This window comes from Kribbella sp. NPDC051620, assembly GCF_044453825.1.
GTDB lineage: Bacteria > Actinomycetota > Actinomycetes > Propionibacteriales > Kribbellaceae > Kribbella.
In genome coordinates this window covers 214,010-231,832 of the sequence record NZ_JBITDB010000001.1, presented here as the reverse complement: position 1 = coordinate 231,832, position 17,823 = coordinate 214,010, and the positions used below count along the sequence as shown (strand labels likewise).

15 protein-coding genes and 2 pseudogenes are annotated in these 17,823 nt (G+C 66.0%); 5 read left to right on the top strand and 12 right to left on the bottom strand.

Features of this window, described 5'->3' with window-relative positions; all coding sequences use genetic code 11:
- The first annotated feature begins 20 nt into the window (after nt 1–20).
- Complete coding sequence (locus ACIA12_RS01060; protein WP_396364731.1) at nt 21–1,964, top strand: alkyl/aryl-sulfatase; 1,944 nt, start codon at nt 21–23, stop codon at nt 1,962–1,964.
- A gap of 27 nt (nt 1,965–1,991) precedes the next feature.
- Here ACIA12_RS01060 and ACIA12_RS01055 read toward each other — a convergent pair whose 3' ends face one another.
- The 7 genes and pseudogenes from ACIA12_RS01055 to ACIA12_RS01025 all read right to left on the bottom strand — a co-directional run bounded on the left by ACIA12_RS01055 (nt 1,992) and on the right by ACIA12_RS01025 (nt 9,673).
- Nucleotides 1,992–2,831, bottom strand: a complete 840-nt coding sequence (locus ACIA12_RS01055; protein WP_396364730.1) for a PaaX family transcriptional regulator C-terminal domain-containing protein — start codon at nt 2,829–2,831, stop codon at nt 1,992–1,994.
- Nucleotides 2,832–2,877: 46 nt separating this feature from the next.
- Nucleotides 2,878–3,489, bottom strand: a pseudogene (locus ACIA12_RS01050) (fumarylacetoacetate hydrolase family protein).
- Nucleotides 3,490–3,686: 197 nt separating this feature from the next.
- Entirely contained in the window at nt 3,687–4,094 is a 408-nt protein-coding gene (locus ACIA12_RS01045; protein WP_396364728.1) for an acyl-CoA thioesterase, read from the bottom strand.
- A 67-nt stretch (nt 4,095–4,161) separates the two neighbouring features.
- Nucleotides 4,162–6,543 carry a bifunctional salicylyl-CoA 5-hydroxylase/oxidoreductase gene (locus ACIA12_RS01040; protein WP_396364726.1) on the bottom strand — a complete coding sequence of 794 codons (2,382 nt, stop codon included), beginning with the start codon at nt 6,541–6,543 and terminating at the stop codon, nt 4,162–4,164.
- A gap of 14 nt (nt 6,544–6,557) precedes the next feature.
- Nucleotides 6,558–8,219, bottom strand: a complete 1,662-nt coding sequence (locus ACIA12_RS01035; protein WP_396364724.1) for an AMP-binding protein — start codon at nt 8,217–8,219, stop codon at nt 6,558–6,560.
- Nucleotides 8,220–8,231: 12 nt separating this feature from the next.
- Nucleotides 8,232–9,194 (bottom strand): acyl-CoA thioesterase, encoded by a 963-nt coding sequence (locus tag ACIA12_RS01030; RefSeq protein ID WP_396364723.1) that lies wholly within the window; start codon nt 9,192–9,194, stop codon nt 8,232–8,234.
- Complete coding sequence (locus ACIA12_RS01025) at nt 9,191–9,673, bottom strand: cupin domain-containing protein (RefSeq protein ID WP_396364722.1); 483 nt, start codon at nt 9,671–9,673, stop codon at nt 9,191–9,193. Before ACIA12_RS01025 ends, ACIA12_RS01030 begins: the two co-directional genes overlap by 4 nt.
- 121 nt (nt 9,674–9,794) lie before the next feature.
- On the opposite strand from ACIA12_RS01025, the gene ACIA12_RS01020 reads away from it, so the two are divergent.
- From ACIA12_RS01020 to ACIA12_RS01010, 3 genes and pseudogenes are all read left to right on the top strand, one after another.
- Nucleotides 9,795–10,235: a RidA family protein gene (locus ACIA12_RS01020; RefSeq protein WP_396364720.1), complete on the top strand. Its 441-nt coding sequence runs from the start codon at nt 9,795–9,797 to the stop codon at nt 10,233–10,235.
- Between the two features lie 230 nt (nt 10,236–10,465).
- Nucleotides 10,466–10,945: an XdhC family protein gene (locus ACIA12_RS01015; protein WP_396364718.1), complete on the top strand. Its 480-nt coding sequence runs from the start codon at nt 10,466–10,468 to the stop codon at nt 10,943–10,945.
- A pseudogene (locus tag ACIA12_RS01010) lies at nt 10,923–11,326 on the top strand (XdhC family protein). The gene ACIA12_RS01015 and the pseudogene ACIA12_RS01010 overlap by 23 nt, the downstream one beginning before the upstream one ends.
- A gap of 180 nt (nt 11,327–11,506) precedes the next feature.
- Here the strand turns inward: ACIA12_RS01010 and ACIA12_RS01005 are convergent.
- Nucleotides 11,507–11,992 (bottom strand): DUF417 family protein, encoded by a 486-nt coding sequence (locus ACIA12_RS01005; protein WP_396364717.1) that lies wholly within the window; start codon nt 11,990–11,992, stop codon nt 11,507–11,509.
- Between the two features lie 405 nt (nt 11,993–12,397).
- On the opposite strand from ACIA12_RS01005, the gene ACIA12_RS01000 reads away from it, so the two are divergent.
- Nucleotides 12,398–13,564, top strand: coding sequence for a hypothetical protein (locus tag ACIA12_RS01000; protein ID WP_396364716.1), 1,167 nt, complete (start codon nt 12,398–12,400; stop codon nt 13,562–13,564).
- A 650-nt stretch (nt 13,565–14,214) separates the two neighbouring features.
- Here ACIA12_RS01000 and ACIA12_RS00995 read toward each other — a convergent pair.
- The 4 genes from ACIA12_RS00995 to ACIA12_RS00980 all read right to left on the bottom strand — a co-directional run bounded on the left by ACIA12_RS00995 (nt 14,215) and on the right by ACIA12_RS00980 (nt 17,690).
- Nucleotides 14,215–14,808, bottom strand: a complete 594-nt coding sequence (locus ACIA12_RS00995; RefSeq protein ID WP_396364715.1) for a TetR/AcrR family transcriptional regulator — start codon at nt 14,806–14,808, stop codon at nt 14,215–14,217.
- Nucleotides 14,809–15,059: 251 nt separating this feature from the next.
- Nucleotides 15,060–16,052 (bottom strand): helix-turn-helix transcriptional regulator, encoded by a 993-nt coding sequence (locus ACIA12_RS00990; protein WP_396364714.1) that lies wholly within the window; start codon nt 16,050–16,052, stop codon nt 15,060–15,062.
- A 23-nt stretch (nt 16,053–16,075) separates the two neighbouring features.
- Nucleotides 16,076–17,176, bottom strand: coding sequence for an LLM class flavin-dependent oxidoreductase (locus ACIA12_RS00985; RefSeq protein WP_396364713.1), 1,101 nt, complete (start codon nt 17,174–17,176; stop codon nt 16,076–16,078).
- Nucleotides 17,177–17,195: 19 nt separating this feature from the next.
- Entirely contained in the window at nt 17,196–17,690 is a 495-nt protein-coding gene (locus tag ACIA12_RS00980; RefSeq protein ID WP_396364712.1) for a flavin reductase family protein, read from the bottom strand.
- Nucleotides 17,691–17,823: the final 133 nt, after the last annotated feature.

The window sequence follows — 17,823 nt, the reverse complement described above, 5'->3', positions numbered from 1 at the left end:
TCCAGAGGAGCGACAAAGAAATGCCGAAGTCGTCGAACACCGCGGGAAGCGGACCAAGAGACGCCGGGCCAGCCACGCTGGCCCGGCACGCCGCCGCCGTCGACGGGCTGCCCTGGGGCGATCGGCGAGCATTCGACGACGCCGCCCGAGGCTGGATCGCGTCGATCGAACCCCCAGTCATCCGGGACGCGGCCGGAACGGTGGTCTGGGATCTCAGCGCCTATTCGTTCGTCGACGGCGACGCACCCGCGACCGTGCATCCCAGTCTGTGGCGGCTGGCGCAGCTCAACCGGCACCACGGCCTCTTCAAGGTCACTGAAGGTGTCTACCAGGTCCGCGGCTACGACGCCGCAAACCTGACCGTCATCGTCGGTGAGCGTGGCTACGTGGTGATCGACCCACTGACCTGCGTCGAGACCGCAGCGGCCGCCATCGAGTTGGTTCGCCGGGAACTGGGCGATCGCCCGGTCACCGCGGTCATTCACACGCACTGCCACACCGATCATTTCGGTGGGGTCAAGGGCGTCGTCGACGAAGCCGACGTCCTGGCTGGCCGGGTGCCGGTGGTCGCACCGGCCGGCTTCTACGAACACGCAGTCAGCGAGAACATCTCGGCCGGCGTTGCGATGAGCCGCAGGGCGGGATTCATGTTCGGCGGCCGGTTGCCCCGGAACGCTCAAGGCCACGTCATGATCGGTATCTCCGTCGGCGTTGCCAGCGGCAAGCGAACCTTGATCCGGCCGACACACGAGATCACCGCGACCGGTGAGGAGCTCGTACTCGACGGCGTGCGGTTCGTCTTCCAGTCCGCGCCAGACACGGAGGCGCCGGCGGAGATGAACTTCTACCTGCCGGATCATCGGGCCCTGTGCATGGCCGAGACAGTCTCCCACCAGATGCACAACCTGTACACGCCGCGCGGCGCTCCGGTCCGCGATGCCGTCGCCTGGAGCGCGGCGATCGACGAGGCACTTCAGTTGTACGCCGAGAAGTCCGACGTCATGTTCATCTGTCACCAGTGGCCGGTCTGGGGCAAGGAGCGGATCGTCGAACACCTGGAGATGCACCGCGACCTGTACCGCTACATCCACGACGAGACCTTGCGCCTGGCCAACCATGGCCACACGCCCAACGAGATCGCCGAACTGGTCGAGTTGCCGGAGTCGCTCGACTCGTTCTGGGCCAACCGCGGTTGCTACGGCTCCACGAGTCACAACACCAAAGCGGTCTATCAGCGCTACCTCGGATGGTTCGACGGCAATCCGGCCAACCTCAACCCGTTGCCACCCGCCGATGCGGGTCGCCGGTATGTCGACTCCATGGGTGGGTTCGAGGCGGTCGTGGCCCATGCTGAGACAGCACACACCGCAGGTGACGACAGGTGGGCGGCCGAACTGCTGAAGCACGCGCTCGCCGCCGACCCGGAGCACGAAGCCGTCCGGCAACTGCAAGCCGACGTCTTCGAGCAGCTCGGCTATCAGGCGGAGAGCGGCCCGTGGCGAAACTTCTACCTTCTCGGCGCTCAGGAGCTGCGCCGTGGCGCGGCCGGCGGCCGGTCGTTCCACAGTGCTGGAGCTGACTTCGTGGCCGGCATGACCACTGAGCAGGTGCTCGACTACCTGGCCATTCGCCTCAACGGCCGGCGGGCCGGGTCAGCTGATCTTCGCATCGGGCTCGAGCTGACGGACGCGCGTCCGGATTCCAGCGAGGAGCGCCTCGTACTGATCGTCCGGCACGGGATCCTGCGGCATACGTCGGAATCAAGCACCGGAAAGCCCGCCGGTACTCTGCGGACCACCCGGGCAGGGCTTGCCGATCTTGCCTACGGCGTCGTCACCCTCGATGAGATGCTGGCCAAAGAAGTTGCCACCGTCGACGGCGACCAGACCGAGCTCGACGAGTTCCTGGCCCTCCTCGACAACTTCAGCCCAGCGTTCAACGTGGTGGTGCCCAACCAGCCGTGATCCGGTGCCCGCGATCGCGACCAACCTTCACTGATCGATGGTCGCGATCGCGTGGTGGTGGGCGGGCCCGGCCAGCCGCTCCTGCAGGGACGCGAACAGATCCGCTGCCCGGGCCCCGTTCCAATCCGCGGGAAGCAGCTCTGGCGCCAACCCGGGGTCGAGGAACGGCAGTCTGCGCCACGCCGTCAGCGCGATCACGTAGTCGTGAAAGGCCGCTGCCTCAGCCACCGTCCGGCGCCGGCGCCATCTGGCCAGGATCGGCTGCTGCAAGGCGAGAAACTCGTCGTACAGCGCCTGCAGGCCGTCCAGATCCCACCACTCACCGACGCGTTCGGTGATGTCGCCGAAGGCCAGGTAGTCGCACCGGAACAGATCGACGTACGACGCCAGCTGGTAGCGCTCGAGCACCTCACGGGTTTCGTCGTACAGGTGGGCCGGCGCGATCCAGACGCCGGAGGCGGTCGTACCGAAGCCGAGCCAGGTGAGTCGTGAACGCAACTGGTGGCGTTGCTGCCGCTCCGACTCAGGAACGCTGAAGACCGCGACCAACCAGCTGTCGGACAGCGCTGCCCGTGGACGCTCGAAGATCCGGCGGTCACCCTCGGACAGCACATGCCGGCCGCGGTCCGACAGCCGGTAGCCGGCTTGGCCGTTGATCCGCTCCGGCTCGAGAATGTCACGGCGCTTGAGCCGGGAGATCGAAGACCGTACAGCAGGCTCGTCGACATCGAGGTCGCCCATCAGGCGGATCAACGCCGCCACGCTCAGCCAGCCTCCGGCCTCCCGGGCGTACAAGCCGTACAGGGTCAGGATGAACGCGCTTGGCTTGGTCGAGCGCGTCCCTGTCGTCTCGGTGGAGGTCGTCACATGGAGAGCATATCGACTCGTCGGCGGGGCACTGGACAAGCCCGACTCAGGGTGTCTGCACCATGGTGTTGCGCAACTCGCCCACCTGCTCGACGCGGGTGACCAACTGCGAGCCCGCGGTCAGGTAGCGAGGCGGCTTGAGGGCGTGTCCGACGCCACCCGGAGTTCCGGTAGCGATGAGGTCGCCAGGAACCAGGGTCACGAACTGGGAGATGTAGGCAACGAGGTCGACAGGACCGAATACCAGGTCGGTCGTGCTGGCGTGCTGCACCAGATCGCCGTCCACGCTGCACGACACCGAACCAGGCTACACGCCGGTGACCAGCCAAGGCCCTACCGGAGTGCTGCGCTCGAACGTCTTGCCCTGCAGCCACTGCGATGAGCGGTACTGGAAGTCACGTGCCGTCACATCATTGACGACCGTGTACCCCGCGATGGCGGCGGCGGCCTGGGTTCGCGTGGCGTGGCGCACCTCTGCGCCGATCACCACACCGAGCTCTGCCTCCCAGTCGACCTGGGTGGACCCGTGGGGCAGTTCGACCGGGTCGTATGCACCCACCAGCGCGCGGGAGAACTTCGCGAACAGCGTCGGATGCTCAGGCAGGTCTCGTCCCATCTCACGGATGTGACTCCGATAGTTGAGCCCGACGCAGATCACCTTCTCCGGTCGTGGAACAACAGGCGCATAGTCCAGGTCCGCCAGTGCATGACGAGGACCTGACGCCGACTCGGCCGCTGTACGCCAGTCCGGCCGGGCCAGGAACTCGCCGAGGTCGCGAGCGCCCAGCTCGACCGCCGCGTCGTCGTCGACCCGAACCGCCGCTGTTTCACCCGGCAGCCGGACAGTCGCGAGCCTCACCGCCTCTCCCCCGGCAGGTCAGAAACACACGACTCGGTCGCCGTCGCCCGCAGAGCGGTCAGCCACGCAGTGGGCCACGGTTCGGCGCGCCCCCCTGCCCTCGGCACGTGCGCGGTCACGTAGCGGCCGGATGCGGCCCGTTGCCGGGGGCATCCATCGAACTCCTCACCCCAGACCTCGAAGTGGAACGTCATCGACGTCCGCCCGATCCGCTCCAGTACCAGTTGTGTGGTGACCGGCTGCCCGAAGTACAACCGGGCCTCGAAGTCGACCTCGAATCGAACCCGGGGAACCACGCCGAAGTAGCCGGACACGCCACGCCCTCGCATCAGCGCTGCTTCGGAGGCCTCGACGAATCGAACGATCGCGGTGTTGTGATGATGACCCGCAGCATCCGTATCCATCCACTCGACTCGAGCTGAGTGCACCGAAGACGCCTTGGCGCGGGCTGCTGAGCTGTCGGCGTCCACGTCAGGACACCGCAACCGATGCCGGCCGAGCCGGCTGCCAGCGGAGATGGACGTCATTGTCCTGCTCGTCGCGCAACAGCGACAATCGGGGACGGACCGCATCTGTGCGCGATGACGGCGGCTTGCGCCGGCCGGCCTTGAACTGCAACGGCCACTCCGCGGCCGCGCCACGATACTCTTGGTCCACTGCGGCGTGCAGCGTCCACTGCGGGTTGTACAGATGCGTCCGGCCCAGAGCACACAGGTCGGCACGTCCGGCCAGCAGGATCGAGTTGACATCGTCGTACGACGAGATGGCGCCGACGGCGATCACCGCGACGTCGGCTCTGGCTGCGACCTCGTGCCGGATCCGGTCCGCGAACGGTGTCTGGTACGACCGGCCGTAGGCCGGCTTCTCGGCCTTCGTCACCTGTCCCGACGACACATCGATCCCGTTGGCACCGTGAGCGACGAACGCTCGCGCGATCTCCACGGCGTCGTGCTCGGTGTTGCCGTCAGGCGTCCAGTCAGTGGCTGACAGGCGCACGAGCATCGGGCGTTCGGCCGGCCATACCGCACGGACCGCGTCGAAGACCTCGAGTGGGAACCGCAGCCGGTTCTCGAGAGAGCCTCCGTACTCGTCGGTGCGGTGATTGGCGACGGGCGAGAGGAACGAGGACAGCAGGTAGCCGTGAGCACAGTGCAACTCCAGCAGATCGAAGCCGACCTCGGCGCCGCGTCGCGCAGCGGTCACGAAGTCGTCGATCACCTGCTCCATTTCCGGCCTGGTGATCTCCCGCGGAACTCTCGAGTCCGCACCATACGGAAGTGGCGAAGGACCGACGATGGTCCAGTTGCCGTCCGGCAGCGGATCATCCATGCCTTGCCACATCAGCTTGGTCGAGCCCTTACGGCCAGAGTGGCCCAACTGCAGGCCGATCCGAGCCGTCGAACGCTCATGGACGAAGCGCACCACGGCAGACCAGGACTCGCGCTGCTCGTCGTTCCAAAGACCTGTACAACCCGGCGTGATTCGGCCCTCCGGGGACACGCAGACCATCTCGGTCATCACCAGGCCCGCCCCGCCGAGAGCCTTCGACCCCAGGTGGACCAGATGGAAGTCGCCAGGGACGCCGTCGACAGCTGAGTACATGTCCATCGGCGAGACAATGATCCGGTTCTTCAGCTCCAGACCGCCGAGACGGTACGGCTGGAACATGGCCGGCGGACCCGCCGGCAGCCCTTGCTGCGCGGCGAAGGCAGCGTCGACGCCGACGGCGAACTCCTCGTCCCGGGTGCGGAGATTGTCGTAGGTGATCCGCCGCGAGCGGGTGAGCAGGTTGAAGCAGAACTGCACGGCTTCCTGGTGGATGTACAGGCCGATGTTCTCGAACCATTCCAGGGATGCCTGCGCGGCACGCTGAGTCGACTCCACGACCGGCCGTCGCTCCTCCTCGTAGGCGGTCAACGCTGACTCGACGTCCGGATTCTCGTGCAGGCAGGCGGCGAGCGCGAGCGCGTCTTCCATCGCCAGCTTCGTCCCGGAGCCGATCGAGAAGTGTGCCGTGTGCGCCGCGTCACCGAGCAGTACGACGTTGGCGTCGTGCCAGCACTCGTTGCGCACGGTCGTGAAACTGAGCCACTTGGAGTTGTTGGCGAGAACCTCGTGGCCGTCCAGTTCCTCGGCGAAGATCTCCCGGATCCTGGCGATCGCGAACTCGTCCGATGTACCCGGCGGGAACTCGTCGCCCTCGGTCGCGTCGAAGCCGGCCCGTCGCCAGACGTCTTCGTGCATCTCCACGATGAACGTCGAACCGCTGTCGGAGTAGGGGTAGCCGTGGATCTGCATCGTTCCCCAGTCCGTCTGCTTGACGTAGAACTGGAAGGCCTCGAAGACCAGGTCCGTCCCCAGCCACATGTACTTGTTGCGCCGCTGGTCCAGCGAGGGCCGGAAGATGTCGGCGTACGACGAACGGACCTGCGAGTTGGCGCCGTCCGATGCGACCACCAGGTCATGGGTCAGTCGCAGGTCCTCGACGTTCGGGGCGAGGGTGGAGAAGTGGATCTCGACACCGAGTTCGAGGCATCGCGATTGCAGCAGCGAGAGGAGTTCCTTGCGGCTCATGGCCGCGAAGCCCTGACCGCCAACGGTGTACCGCTTCCCGTCGACATGGATGTCGATGTCGGTCCAGCGGGCGAACTGGGTGCTCATCGCGTCGGCGATCCGGGTGTCGGCGTTCTCGATCCCGCCGAGCGTCTCGTCGGAGAACACGACTCCGAACCCGAAGGTGTCGGTGGGTGCGTTGCGCTCCCACACCGTGATCTCGTGGCCGGGATCGAGCTGTTTCATCAAAGCGGCGAGATACAGTCCACCGGGACCTCCGCCGACGACAGCGATCTTCATTGTGCAGGTTCCTTTCAGCGGGCGGCCGGGGTACCGGCCTGGCCCGGCTCAGCGCTGGCCAACTGGCGCAGCCGGAAGTGCTCCACCTTGCCGCTGGGGTTGCGCGGAAGAGTGTCCACGAAACGCACGTCCCGCGGGTACTTGTAGGGGGCGATCTCCTGTTTGACGAAGTCCTGGATCGCCCGGCGTGTCGAGTCGTCCGCGGCGACACCCTCGCGCAGGACGACGAACGCGCAGACGACCGCGCCCCGGTTCTCGTCCGGCCGGCCGACGACGGCGCACTCCATCACGTCGGCGTGACGGACGACTGCCTCTTCAACTTCTGGGCCACCGATGTTGTATCCCGACGAGACGATCATGTTGTCGGTACGCGCCTGGTAGTGAAAGTACCCGTCGCTGTCGCGATAGAAGGTGTCCCCGGTGACGTTCCAGCCGTTGACGACGTAGTTCTCCTGCCGCTCGTCGTCGAGGTAGCGACAACCTGTCGGTCCGATCACCGCAAGCCGGCCGGGTTCGTTGTCGCCGAGCTCACGACCTTCGTCGTCAAGAATGGTGGCCCGGTATCCGGGAACGGGTCGCCCGGTCGCCCCAGGGCGAACTGCGTCCCCGCATGCTGAGATGAAGATGTGCAGCATCTCGGTGGAGCCGATGCCGTCGACGATCCGAAGGCCGGCCCGATCCCGCATCGCAATCCAGGTAGACAGTGGCAGATGCTCGCCTGCCGACACCGCCATCCGTACACCCGACAGGAGGTGCTCCAAGCCGTCCAACAGAATCGCGCGGTAGGCCGTCGGAGCGGTGCAGAGCACCGTCGCCTTGCGATCGTGCACCACCCCGGCAAGCTCACGCGGCGTCGCGGCCTCTGTCAGCAACGCCGCGGCGCCGACCCGGAACGGAAAGATCACCAGGGCGCCCAGCCCGAACGTGAACGCGAGTGGCGCCGTGCACGAAACCACGTCGTCCTGGCGCAACTGCATGATGTGACGGCCGAAGGTGTCCGAGATCGCCAGCACGTCGCGGTGATAGTGCATGGTCAGCTTCGGCACACCTGTCGTCCCCGAAGTCGGGCACAGCAGCGCGACGTCGTCTGCCGCGGTGTCCACATCGGTGAATTGTCCGGACTTCACCGACGCCAGCGTGATCAGGTCGCGAGGCCCGGCGCCGCCGTACTCGATCAGAGGCAGGCCGAAGGTCCCCGTCTCCTGGACGATACGCAGCTCTTCGGCGAATCTGTGGTCGACGAGTGCCACCGCCGGGCGGGTGCGTTCGATCAGGGGCAGCAGCTCGCGTGCCCGGAGAGCCGCCATCGTGGTCACGACCACACCGCCGGCCTTGAGAACCGCCAGCCAGCAGATCACTGTCCACGGATTGTTGGGTGAGCGAAGCAGTACCCGCTCACCGGGCACGATGCCGACGTCCTCGGTCAGTACCTGCGCGACCTGATTGGCCCGCAGCAACACCTCGCCGTAGGTCCACGTCTCACCGGCCGGCGTGAGCAACGCCTGCCGGTCCGCGCCGAACCGCTCGACAGTTTCGTTGATCAGTACGGTCGCGGCGTTGAGACGGTCGGGGTACTGCAGCTCGGGCAGCGTGAACTCCAGCGTCGGCCACAGACGTTCAGGAGGTAGGTGGTCGCGGGTAAAGGTGTCCTGATGCGCCGAAGGTGTGAACTCCATGACGGTTTCCTCTCAAAGATGCCCGCGCACGGCCCGCGGCGGAATCGGGGAAGGTGCGCGGATCAAGCCCTCTTGTGCGACGGTCGCGAGGTGCCGCCCGTCGCGGGTGAAGAAGCGGCCGAGTCCCAGGCCACGCCCTCCATGTGCTGTGACGGCCTCCTGCGCATAGAGCAGCCAGTCGTCCATCGACCCGGCGCGGTGAAACCACATGGCGTGGTCGAGGCTCGCGGTGGTCAGGCCAGGAAGGGCCCACGGAAGGTCGAGAACGCGAAGGATCGGTTCGAGGACCGTGTAGTCACACACGAAGGCGAGCGCTGCCTGGTCACGCATCGCAGGAGTCAGGCCGTCGACCGGCCGGAGTTCGTCGAACGGCCTGACCCACACCGCCTGCATCGGCGTCAGTTCGCCTTCCACCTCGAAATAGACCGGGCCGGGCACGTGCCGCATGTCGAAACCGCGGCCCTCGGACCAGTAGGACTTCGATGCCACGGTCATCGATCCGGCTTCGGGGGTTCCCGGCACCGTTGGTTCGAGGTACGCCGCACTGCTGGGAACCAGTTCCGGATCGGGGACACCCACCGGCAGCGGCGCGGCGAACTCTCGACCTGATTCACCGCTGTGGAAGGACGCGATCGCGACGAAGACGACCTTCCCGGACTGGTAGCCGCGGATCTGCCGGGTCGAATATCCGCGCCCGTCCCGAAGCACTTCGACCTCGTAGCGAACCTCTGCGTCGACGTCGACCGGCCGGAGGAAGTAGCTGTGCATCGAGTGCAACACGCGCTCGGTGTCGACGGAGCGTATTCCGGCGACGGTGGCCTGCGCGACCACGTCGCCGCCGTAGGCCTTCGGCCAGGGGCACTGCTGCGTTCTGGCAACGAAGGCCAGGTCGTGATGCAGCGGTTCGACCGGCTTCAGATCGAGTGCCGCCGTGATGATTTCGGACGTCGCGGTTGTCCGGGTGGACTGGTTCATGCGCGGAGGAACCCATCCAGATCGGCGTCGTCGACGTCGGGCAGGTTGACCACGAGGTTCTCGGGCGTACGCGTGGTCAGCCATACCAAGGGCTTGGTCGTCGACATGTTGCACTCGACGTGCGGCATGAACGGCGGGACGTACACCCAGTCCCCCGTTTCGAGATCGACGTACTCGCCGAACTCTTCGCCGTAGTAGATGCGGGCGCTGCCCTGCAGTACGTAGCCTCCGGTCTCGGCTTCGCCGTGATGATGCGACACGGACCGGTAGCCAGGCAGATTGGTGACCTTGCCGTACCACAACCGCTTCGCCGGCGTGTGCTGGATGCTGACACCCGAGATCCGCACCGCCCCACCCGAGTCGGCGGTCTGCACGTCCTCCAGGCCACCGCGCGTCACGACCGGTGCGATCAAGCCGTTGGGCAGCGCGTACGGCGACGCGTCGCCTTCCAGCTCGTACTGGTCGAAGTTGAGATCCATCAGCGCTCCTTCATCCGAACCGATATGTCGAATTTGTCACGCTCGTCATATATAGTCAATACCGTGACCAGGCGCCGACGGATGCCGGCCACCTGAACCGCCGATCGAAACAGGAGCAGCCATGGCCAACGCCGCCATCAACCCCGCGGCCCTTCCCAAGCCGCAGGGCTATTCACACGGAACCCTGTCCGGCAACACGCTCTATCTCGGCGGCCAGACCGCACTCGACAAGGACATGAAGATCGTTGCCGGCGGCATCGTCGAGCAGTTCCGCCAGGCGTTCCACAACGTCTTGACGACCCTCAGGGAGGTGGGCGGCGAGCCCGGCGACCTGGTCAGCGTCACCATCTATCTCACCGACCTCGAGGACTACCAGGCCCACGGCAAGGAGATCGGCATCGCCTGGCGCGAGATGGCCGGCCGCAGCTACCCGGCGATGGCAGGTATCGGCTGCACACGCCTTTGGCAGCCAGAGGCAATGATCGAGATCCTCGGCGTCGCAGTCATTCCGGCAGAACGTCTATTGCCGACCGGAGGACCCGTCAGCGACGGCGGCCAATAGCGAACCGCGACGAGCGCGTCTCACCGCAACGACCGGTAGCGCGCGCTCCTACGCGACAGCCCGACCCTTCGGCCCGATCACCTCCCGAGCGGGTCTTCCAACAGCTGCGCCCAGATCGACACGCGCAGAAACCGAGCGGTCGAGCTTGTTCCACGATACGGCATATACATTCCGTTTGTTAGAACAGTACGCCGACCATCGCTACCGCCGCAACGGTGGGACCTCGGTAGATGCGGTCCGAGCAGATGTCCCTGTGCTTTGGCCACCACCGTCGAGCACCCGGACCAAGCCCGCGTCGGCGCGAATCGAGTCATCTGGCGGGTCGAACGGCCGGAGGCCTTGGCGATCCGCGCCTTGATGCTCTGGTGACCGAAGACGCACGGGGAATGCTGGCTGCGGGAAGGACCGGCACGGTGCGCTACAGCCCCGACGGACGACGCCTCGGCGACGGGGTCACGGTGTCGTCTCCACCTTCCAGCCACCACCACGGATGCTGGTGTTCGGGGCGATCGACTTCGCCCGGGCGGCGGCCGAGATCGGATCCTTCCTTGGCTATCGGGTCACCGTCTGCGATGGCCGGTGTTCGCCACGACCGTGCGGTTTCCTCGCGCGGAGGAGGTCGTTGTCGACTGACCGCACCGATACCTCGCAGCGGAGATCGCAGGAAGTCGCATCGACGATCGCGCGGTGGCGCTCGTTCTGACCCATGACCCGAAGTTCGACGTGCCTGTCCTCGAGGTGGCACTGCGCGCGAGCCTCGCCTGTGTCGGTGCGATGGGCTCTCGTCGCACCCACGAGGACCGGCTCGCGCGGCTTCGCGACGCCGGAGTCAGCGAGGACAGCATGCGCTGCTGTCCTCGCCGATCGGGCTCAACCTGGGCGCCCGCACACCGGAGGAGACCGCGGTTTCGATCGTGGCCGAGATCATCGCCGCCGGCCAAGGTGGCGACGGACGGCGACTGGTCGACGCCGTAGGGCCAATTCATCGTCAGGTGAGCCCTGCTGCCTTCATCGACCTCAGGTGGGAGCTCGACGCCGAGGAAGGATCCTTCTCCCGATCAACACGACTTACAGGACCAGCCTCTGACTGAGGTCCCTAGCTCACGGACAGACCTGGATGAGCAGAGCAGCGGAGGAGGTGCAGCCCTACTCGTTGCCTCGCTCGCCTATGCCGCCACCGACATCAGCGGCCCACCGCCTCCGGCCAGAGTTCTGAGCCAACTCCAACAGCAGACTCATCGCGTCCTTGAGCATTGCTCCGAAGGCTGGGATCACATTTCTTCGAGCTGGCTCTTTCGCCGTTGATTGACGGCTTGCAGCGCCTCGCCCAGTGTCCAGATCGCTACTCCGATCAGTACCAGGTCTTTGAGCAGGAACTGGCCTGGCTGGGCGGACAGCACCGGAAAGAACCCGGACACGACCGACACCACGACGCCGGGTGAGGTGAACAGGAAGCTGAGCGTGCCGAGGAACAGCACCACGGCAATCCCACTGCCCACGGCGGAGAGCTCTGGCCATTTCGGCCGCAGCGCGATCAGGATTGCCGTGACGATCTCCAGCGTCCCAAGGCCACGCGCCACCGCAGTGACGCTCAAGAAGTCGTACAGCCAGCTCATCAGCGGACTGTTCTCGATCAGTATCTTGCTGTCCATCTTGATGAACTTCCCACCACCGAACAAAACCAGCACGATCACCAGCCCGTACCGGCAGATGTACCCACCCGCCTTCGTGAGCCGCTCGGCGACCGGCTCGGTCATGGTGGTCAAGGTGGTCAAGTTCGCTGGCATACGGTCGGTTCCCTCTCGCCCGGGGCTCGCCGCCTTTGTTGCGGCAAGCAAGTGATCGTTTGAACACGACCGACCCTAGGTGCGTGGTGCCCCAGAACCTTGCGCTCCGAGGTTCCTTAATGACTCCGTAAGCGCATCAGCGCTGATTAGCTTCAGTTGGCAGAAACGAAAGCCATAAGGCCTTCTCGACGCATGGTGTGCCACCCTGTGGAACACGAACGGCTCCCTGGGCGACCGATGCGTCAATGGTCCGGTGTCAGGATCTTGCCACGCCGAAATCGGACAGTGCAGGCCCTCGTCAAGCTGGCGAGCAGCCACCAGTCTGAGGCCGTCCCGTGTCGCCGGAAAATAATGCCGGCGCAAGTTAGGAGCATCATGAAGAAAGCTTTCGGCTGGCCGATCGCGATCGCAACGCTCACCCTGTCTGCACTCATTGCCAGTCCCATACAGGCTGTTGCGATGCAGGACTCTCCCGCAACCACTCAGGCCGCGACCGAGTCCGTCGCCGACAAGGCGCGCAGCCTGATCGGCCCCGAACTGCTCGCCGCGGCGGGCGCGGTCAACGAGCGGCTCGGCATCGAGGAGACGCCTACTACGCGTGCCATCCTCGCAGCGCTCGACCCGAGCGATTACGAGTGCTCGCCCAACACCCGGTTGACGGAGTGGGCGGAGGCGGCCATCGCCGATTGGACCCTGGAAGACAAGATCTTCGCACTCGTTGATGCCCTGCTCAACCTAGGCGGATACGCCTCAATGATCACCACGCCGGTCGACTCGCCGTACGGGCCGAGTGGCGAGTTCACCATCCCTCTCACACACACCTTCAAAGACCTCGGCCGGTTCTGGGACATTCCTTCGGCGAACATTGAGATGCGGCCACTGCACAGCTCCATTCTGGCCAACCGGGACGCGCTCTATCGGACCTTCCGTACCGTTTTCCAGCGCGACGAGTTCGCCTCGACCTACTTCGCGGACCTGTTCTCCAACTGGGCGTCGCAGCCGAAGTTCCGCAACCACCCGTTCCTCAGCCTGAACGCCTACGCCTTCAGTGGCAAGGGCGACCCGAACCCGGTACTGGCCGCACTGCCCGACCAGATCGTCATGGGCGACGGCATCCTGCAGGCCTACCAAGACCTCGGGCTTGGTGACGTAGCCCCGCAGGCCATCCTGGCCCACGAGTTCGGCCACCAGGTGCAATACGCGGACAACCTGTTCGACTCACCGCTGACGGGGCCGGAAGCGACCCGGCGTACAGAACTCATGGCCGACGCCTTTGGCTCGTACTACCTGGCGCACTCCCGAGGCGCGAGCATGCAGTGGAAGCGCGTGCAACTGTTCACCCAGGTGTTCTACGGAGTCGGCGACTGCCAGTTCACCGCCCTCGGCCACCACGGGACGCCGATCCAGCGGGCCCGCACTGCCTCCTGGGCGTACAGCGTCGTGACCGGAGCACCGAACCAGGGATACATCCTGCCGAGTCTGACCTTCGCCGCCCGGTTCGACGCGAAGCTGCCGGAACTAGTCGCGCCGGACGCCGGCTGACCGACCCGAGCTCACCCAGGCTTGTGGGTGGCCGTGGCGTCTCCGTTCGTTGTCGTCCGCAACCTGGAGATACGAGATGAAGGCCCGTGGTACCTCAGCCTGCGAGTCGCGTTCCCGCACACGCGCGACTCGCAGGCCCGGAAGGTCAGTCGCCGTCAGCGGACGGATGTCACGTCTCCGTGGATCCACACCTGGGAGCAACAGTTCGTTCGGCCGGATGTACTGGTCCTGCAACCATGCCCAGCGCCCGTTCATCAGAGCATTCTGCGCTCCTCCGGTGTGACCGAGCCCGGCTGCTGGTAGTACAGCGGCCGACCTGCCTGCCGAAGGGCATCCAGAACCGTCACGCCCGAGTGACGAGGCCCGGAGACCCGCGCATCCGTGCCGGAACCTACGCGGAGTGCTGGATACCGAGTCTCACCTGCGCCGACAGGTTGCCAGTTTTACCGACGACCGCGATGACCGCCCGCACTTGCGAGGACCCCATCCACCAACCGTGATCTCGCCCTGCCTCCGTTCGCCCTTTCACCTGCAGGCCAGCCGATGGAACCGCTCGGTCTCGCCGTTGACTGGAATCTCGATACAGGCCGCAGTGATCACCCCCTGGACGCATCGCGGCTATCAGGCGCACCCGTCGATCTCGCGCGGTGCTATTTCAGAAGGGCGGCGAGGCCGGTGGTGAAGCTTTCGGGGGTGACGTCGCCGAGGATGAGGCGTTGGAGAACGAAGCCGGGGACGAGACCGAACAGAACCTGTGCGATGTACTCCGGGTCGATATCCGGGTCGACTGTGCCGTCGGCCTGGGCGCGGCGGGTAACTGCTAGGAAGTGGCCGCGAAGTAGGCCGTATTTGTCTTGGGCGATGCTCAGGCTCGACTCGTTGTGCATCGCCTCGGCCCAGGCCTGCGGGGCGACACGGGTAATGTCGCCACCGGGTTGCTCCGCGATCCGGACGACGTGCTCGAGTGTAGCCCGTAGGGCGGCGAGTGGTGTGAGCGGCTGCTCGGTCGCGAGGATGCCCTCGAACGACTCCGCGATCGTGCTGAGCGCCTGGTCGGCTATTGCGGAGACGATCTCTTCCTTGCTCTTGAAGTAGCTGTAGACCGCGCCGGCGGACAGCCCCGATTCGCGGATCACATCGGCCATCGTCGTCTTGTGGAAGCCCCGCTCATTGACGCACCGTTGGGCTGCGGAGACGATCTGGTCACGGCGAGCGGTGCGGTGTTCGCGAGTTACCTTGGGCATGACTGGAACATAAACGACTGTCCGTTCTTAACAACCCAATTGGCCGGACGTGGCGCGGCTCCGACCGATCTGGTGTGGCGTCCACGAAGGCCTGCTTGCTCGCTTGGAGGAGGACGGCGCCCCGGTCAGCCGAAGCGTGGAGCGATTTGCTGGACGGCGACGAGGACGACTTGGCAGCCTCAGCCGCGTCAGCAGGAAGGCCTTGGGCGGCGTCGGCGAGGTTGTTGCTGTATGCCTTGTTGAGGGCGCTGCTACCCCCGGACGCGGCGAGCTGTCTCGGACGGGCTCTCACCGAAGCGGTCGCGGTACGCGATCGAGAAGCGACCGAGGTGCGCAAACCCACAACGATGGGCGACAGCAGCCACGGTGGGCATCGATCCGCCGGCATGCCCGCTGAGCAGGCTGTGCGCGTGGCACAGCCTGATCTCCCGAAGCACCTCCGTCGGAGTAGCTCCGAAATGCTCGGCGAACAGGTGCTGCAATTGGCGGACGCCGATCCCTACCGCCCGGGCGACATCGGTGACGGAGACCGGTTCCTCGTGGTGCGCCTCCAGCCATTGACGGGCTCGGTCGGCGTACGTCCACCCAACCCGCTCCTCCTCCGCCAGAAGATCGCCGGTCGCGGTGTGCGGCAGCGCGAGCAGAACGGCTGACAGCAGGGTGTCCTCCAGCGCCCTGGCGACCAGAACGCCCGGACGCTCACCGCCGCTCGCGCCGAGCGTCCGGCAGACCAACTGCCAGGCCGAGTCGAGCAGTTCGGCCGGTGCCGCGCCTGGTGATGCAGGCGGAGCAAGGAAGCGCAGCGGCCGGCTGAGCGTCCGGCCGGTCATCCCGATCAGATGCTGCTCTACGTGGGCCATGCTGGCCGAGATCACCAGCGCGCCGTCGGCCGGATCCGGATCCATCAGGGTGTGCCGCTCCTGGGACAGTACGAAGCCTGCGCGGCGGGTCTCCGCTCCGCGTAGGTCGTCCAGCGCCACGCCCATCGGTCCCAGCGGCACGGTGAGCGCGAATCGGTGAGCAGTCGGGAAGGCGTCCACCACAACCCGGGTGCCGTACCGGACGTACACCAGATCCAGGCCGCCGAGCCTCGCGGTGGTGACGAGCCCGTTGGCCTGTCCCACCCGGACCGCGACATCGTGAACAACGGTCAGCCGCTGCACGGCGTCGCGCAGGTCGTCGATCCGTCTGCTCTGCAACGGGTCGGCCGATCTCAGGGGCACGGTCGTCAGCTGCCGTTCCATCGGGTGACACCTCCTTGGCCGGCTCACACCGGCACACGGATGCCCTTCGACTCCAGCCTTGGCAGAACCTCCTGAGCGAAGTAGCCGAGCTCCGAGACGTAGTCCACGAACGACAGCGTCATCCCGCCGAAGCCCGCGCGGTGGAAGCGCTCGATCTGGTCCGCAACGTCGTCCGGTGTCCCGACCAGCGGGCAGCTGCCGTGCCCGGACGCAAACCGCGCGCGGAAGGTCTGGAGCATCTCCGGGGTGAAGGACTGCGCGTGCAAGCCCTGCAGTGCCATCAGGTTGTCCACGGCATCCCAGTCCGCGTTCTCGTCCGCGTAGTAACGCAGGAAGTCCTCAGCCTCGGCGCGACTCGGCCGGCACACGACGTGGCCGAGGGTGAACGCGCCCACGCTGCGCCGGTAGCGATCCCGCGCCTGTGCGGAAACCGTCCGGACGACCTCGGCGCCGTCGTCGGGGCCGCCCACGACGGTGAAGGCGAAGTCGGCGTTGCGAGCGGCGAAGTCCCGCCCCTGCTTGGAGGATCCGGCGTTCAGCACCGGCAGCGGGCCGTCGTACGGCTTCGGTATGCCCTCGACGTGGCGGAGCTGGAAGAACCGCCCGTCGTAGTCGAATCGTCCGGGCGTGGTCCAGATCCTGTGGATGACGTCCCACCACTCCTGGGCGAGGGTATACCGGTCGTCATGGTCGCTCGGCAGGTCGACGCCGAAGGCCTCGTACTCGGGCTTGTTCCAGCCGGCGACGATGTTCACCCCGGCACGGCCCTGCCCGATCTGATCCACGGTCGCCAGCTGCTTCGCCGCCACAACCGGGTGATTGAACGCCGTGTGGATCGTGGCGAACACCGCGATCCGGCGGGTGTGCGCGAGCAGACCGGCCGCCAGCGTGGTGGGGTCCAGGACGCCTTCGTGGAAGTTGGTCTCGCCGCCGTAACCGATCCACCGGGCGATCGGGAGCAAGAAGTCGATTCCGACGTCGTCAGCGAGCGTGGCGAGTCGTAGGTTGTCCTCCCAGCTGCCCGACCAGCGCTCGGGAATCTTCGTCACCGCGAGCCCTGACGAGCAGTTCGCCGAGAAGATGCCGAGCTTGAACGACTTGCCGTCCAGGATTGTCTTGGTCATCGGAGTGCCTCCAGTGGGGTCAGGCGGTGAGCGGGGCGGGAAGCATGGAGCCTCGGCTGAATACCAGGGCATGGCCGCCGGAGTCGCTGACGTCGACGACTTCACCAACGAGGATGACGTGGTCACCGCCGTCGTACTGGCGCCACGTGCGGCACTCCAGCCGGGCGATGCCTGCACGGATCAGCGGAGCCCCGCTGCGGCCGATCTCCCAGTCGAGGCCGCTGAACTTGTTGCCCCCTTTGCGGGCGAAACGGGCCACCAGCTCCGACTCGTGCGCGCCCAGGACGTGCACGGCGAAGGCCTCGCAGCGGAGCCACGTAGCGATGCTGGAGGACCGACGGTCGACGCACCACGAGACCAGGGCGGGCTCAAGAGAAACCGAGGTGAAGCTGTTGCTGACCAGACCTGTCGGGCGCCCGCGGTACTGGCCGGTGATCACCGTGACGCCAGTGGTCCACGCCGCCATGACCTGCCGGATATCCAGAGCGTCGCCGATCGCGGTAGCAGTGCTCATCGTTCACCTCCGAGAGTGCGAATGCCGTTCAGTATCGAGCGGCATGGCTCACGCCACTATCCGAACTGCGAGGAGTTCGATCCGCACAGCGCGGGTTCGTTATCTGGATATCCAGGTGGCCGTGCGGATAGCG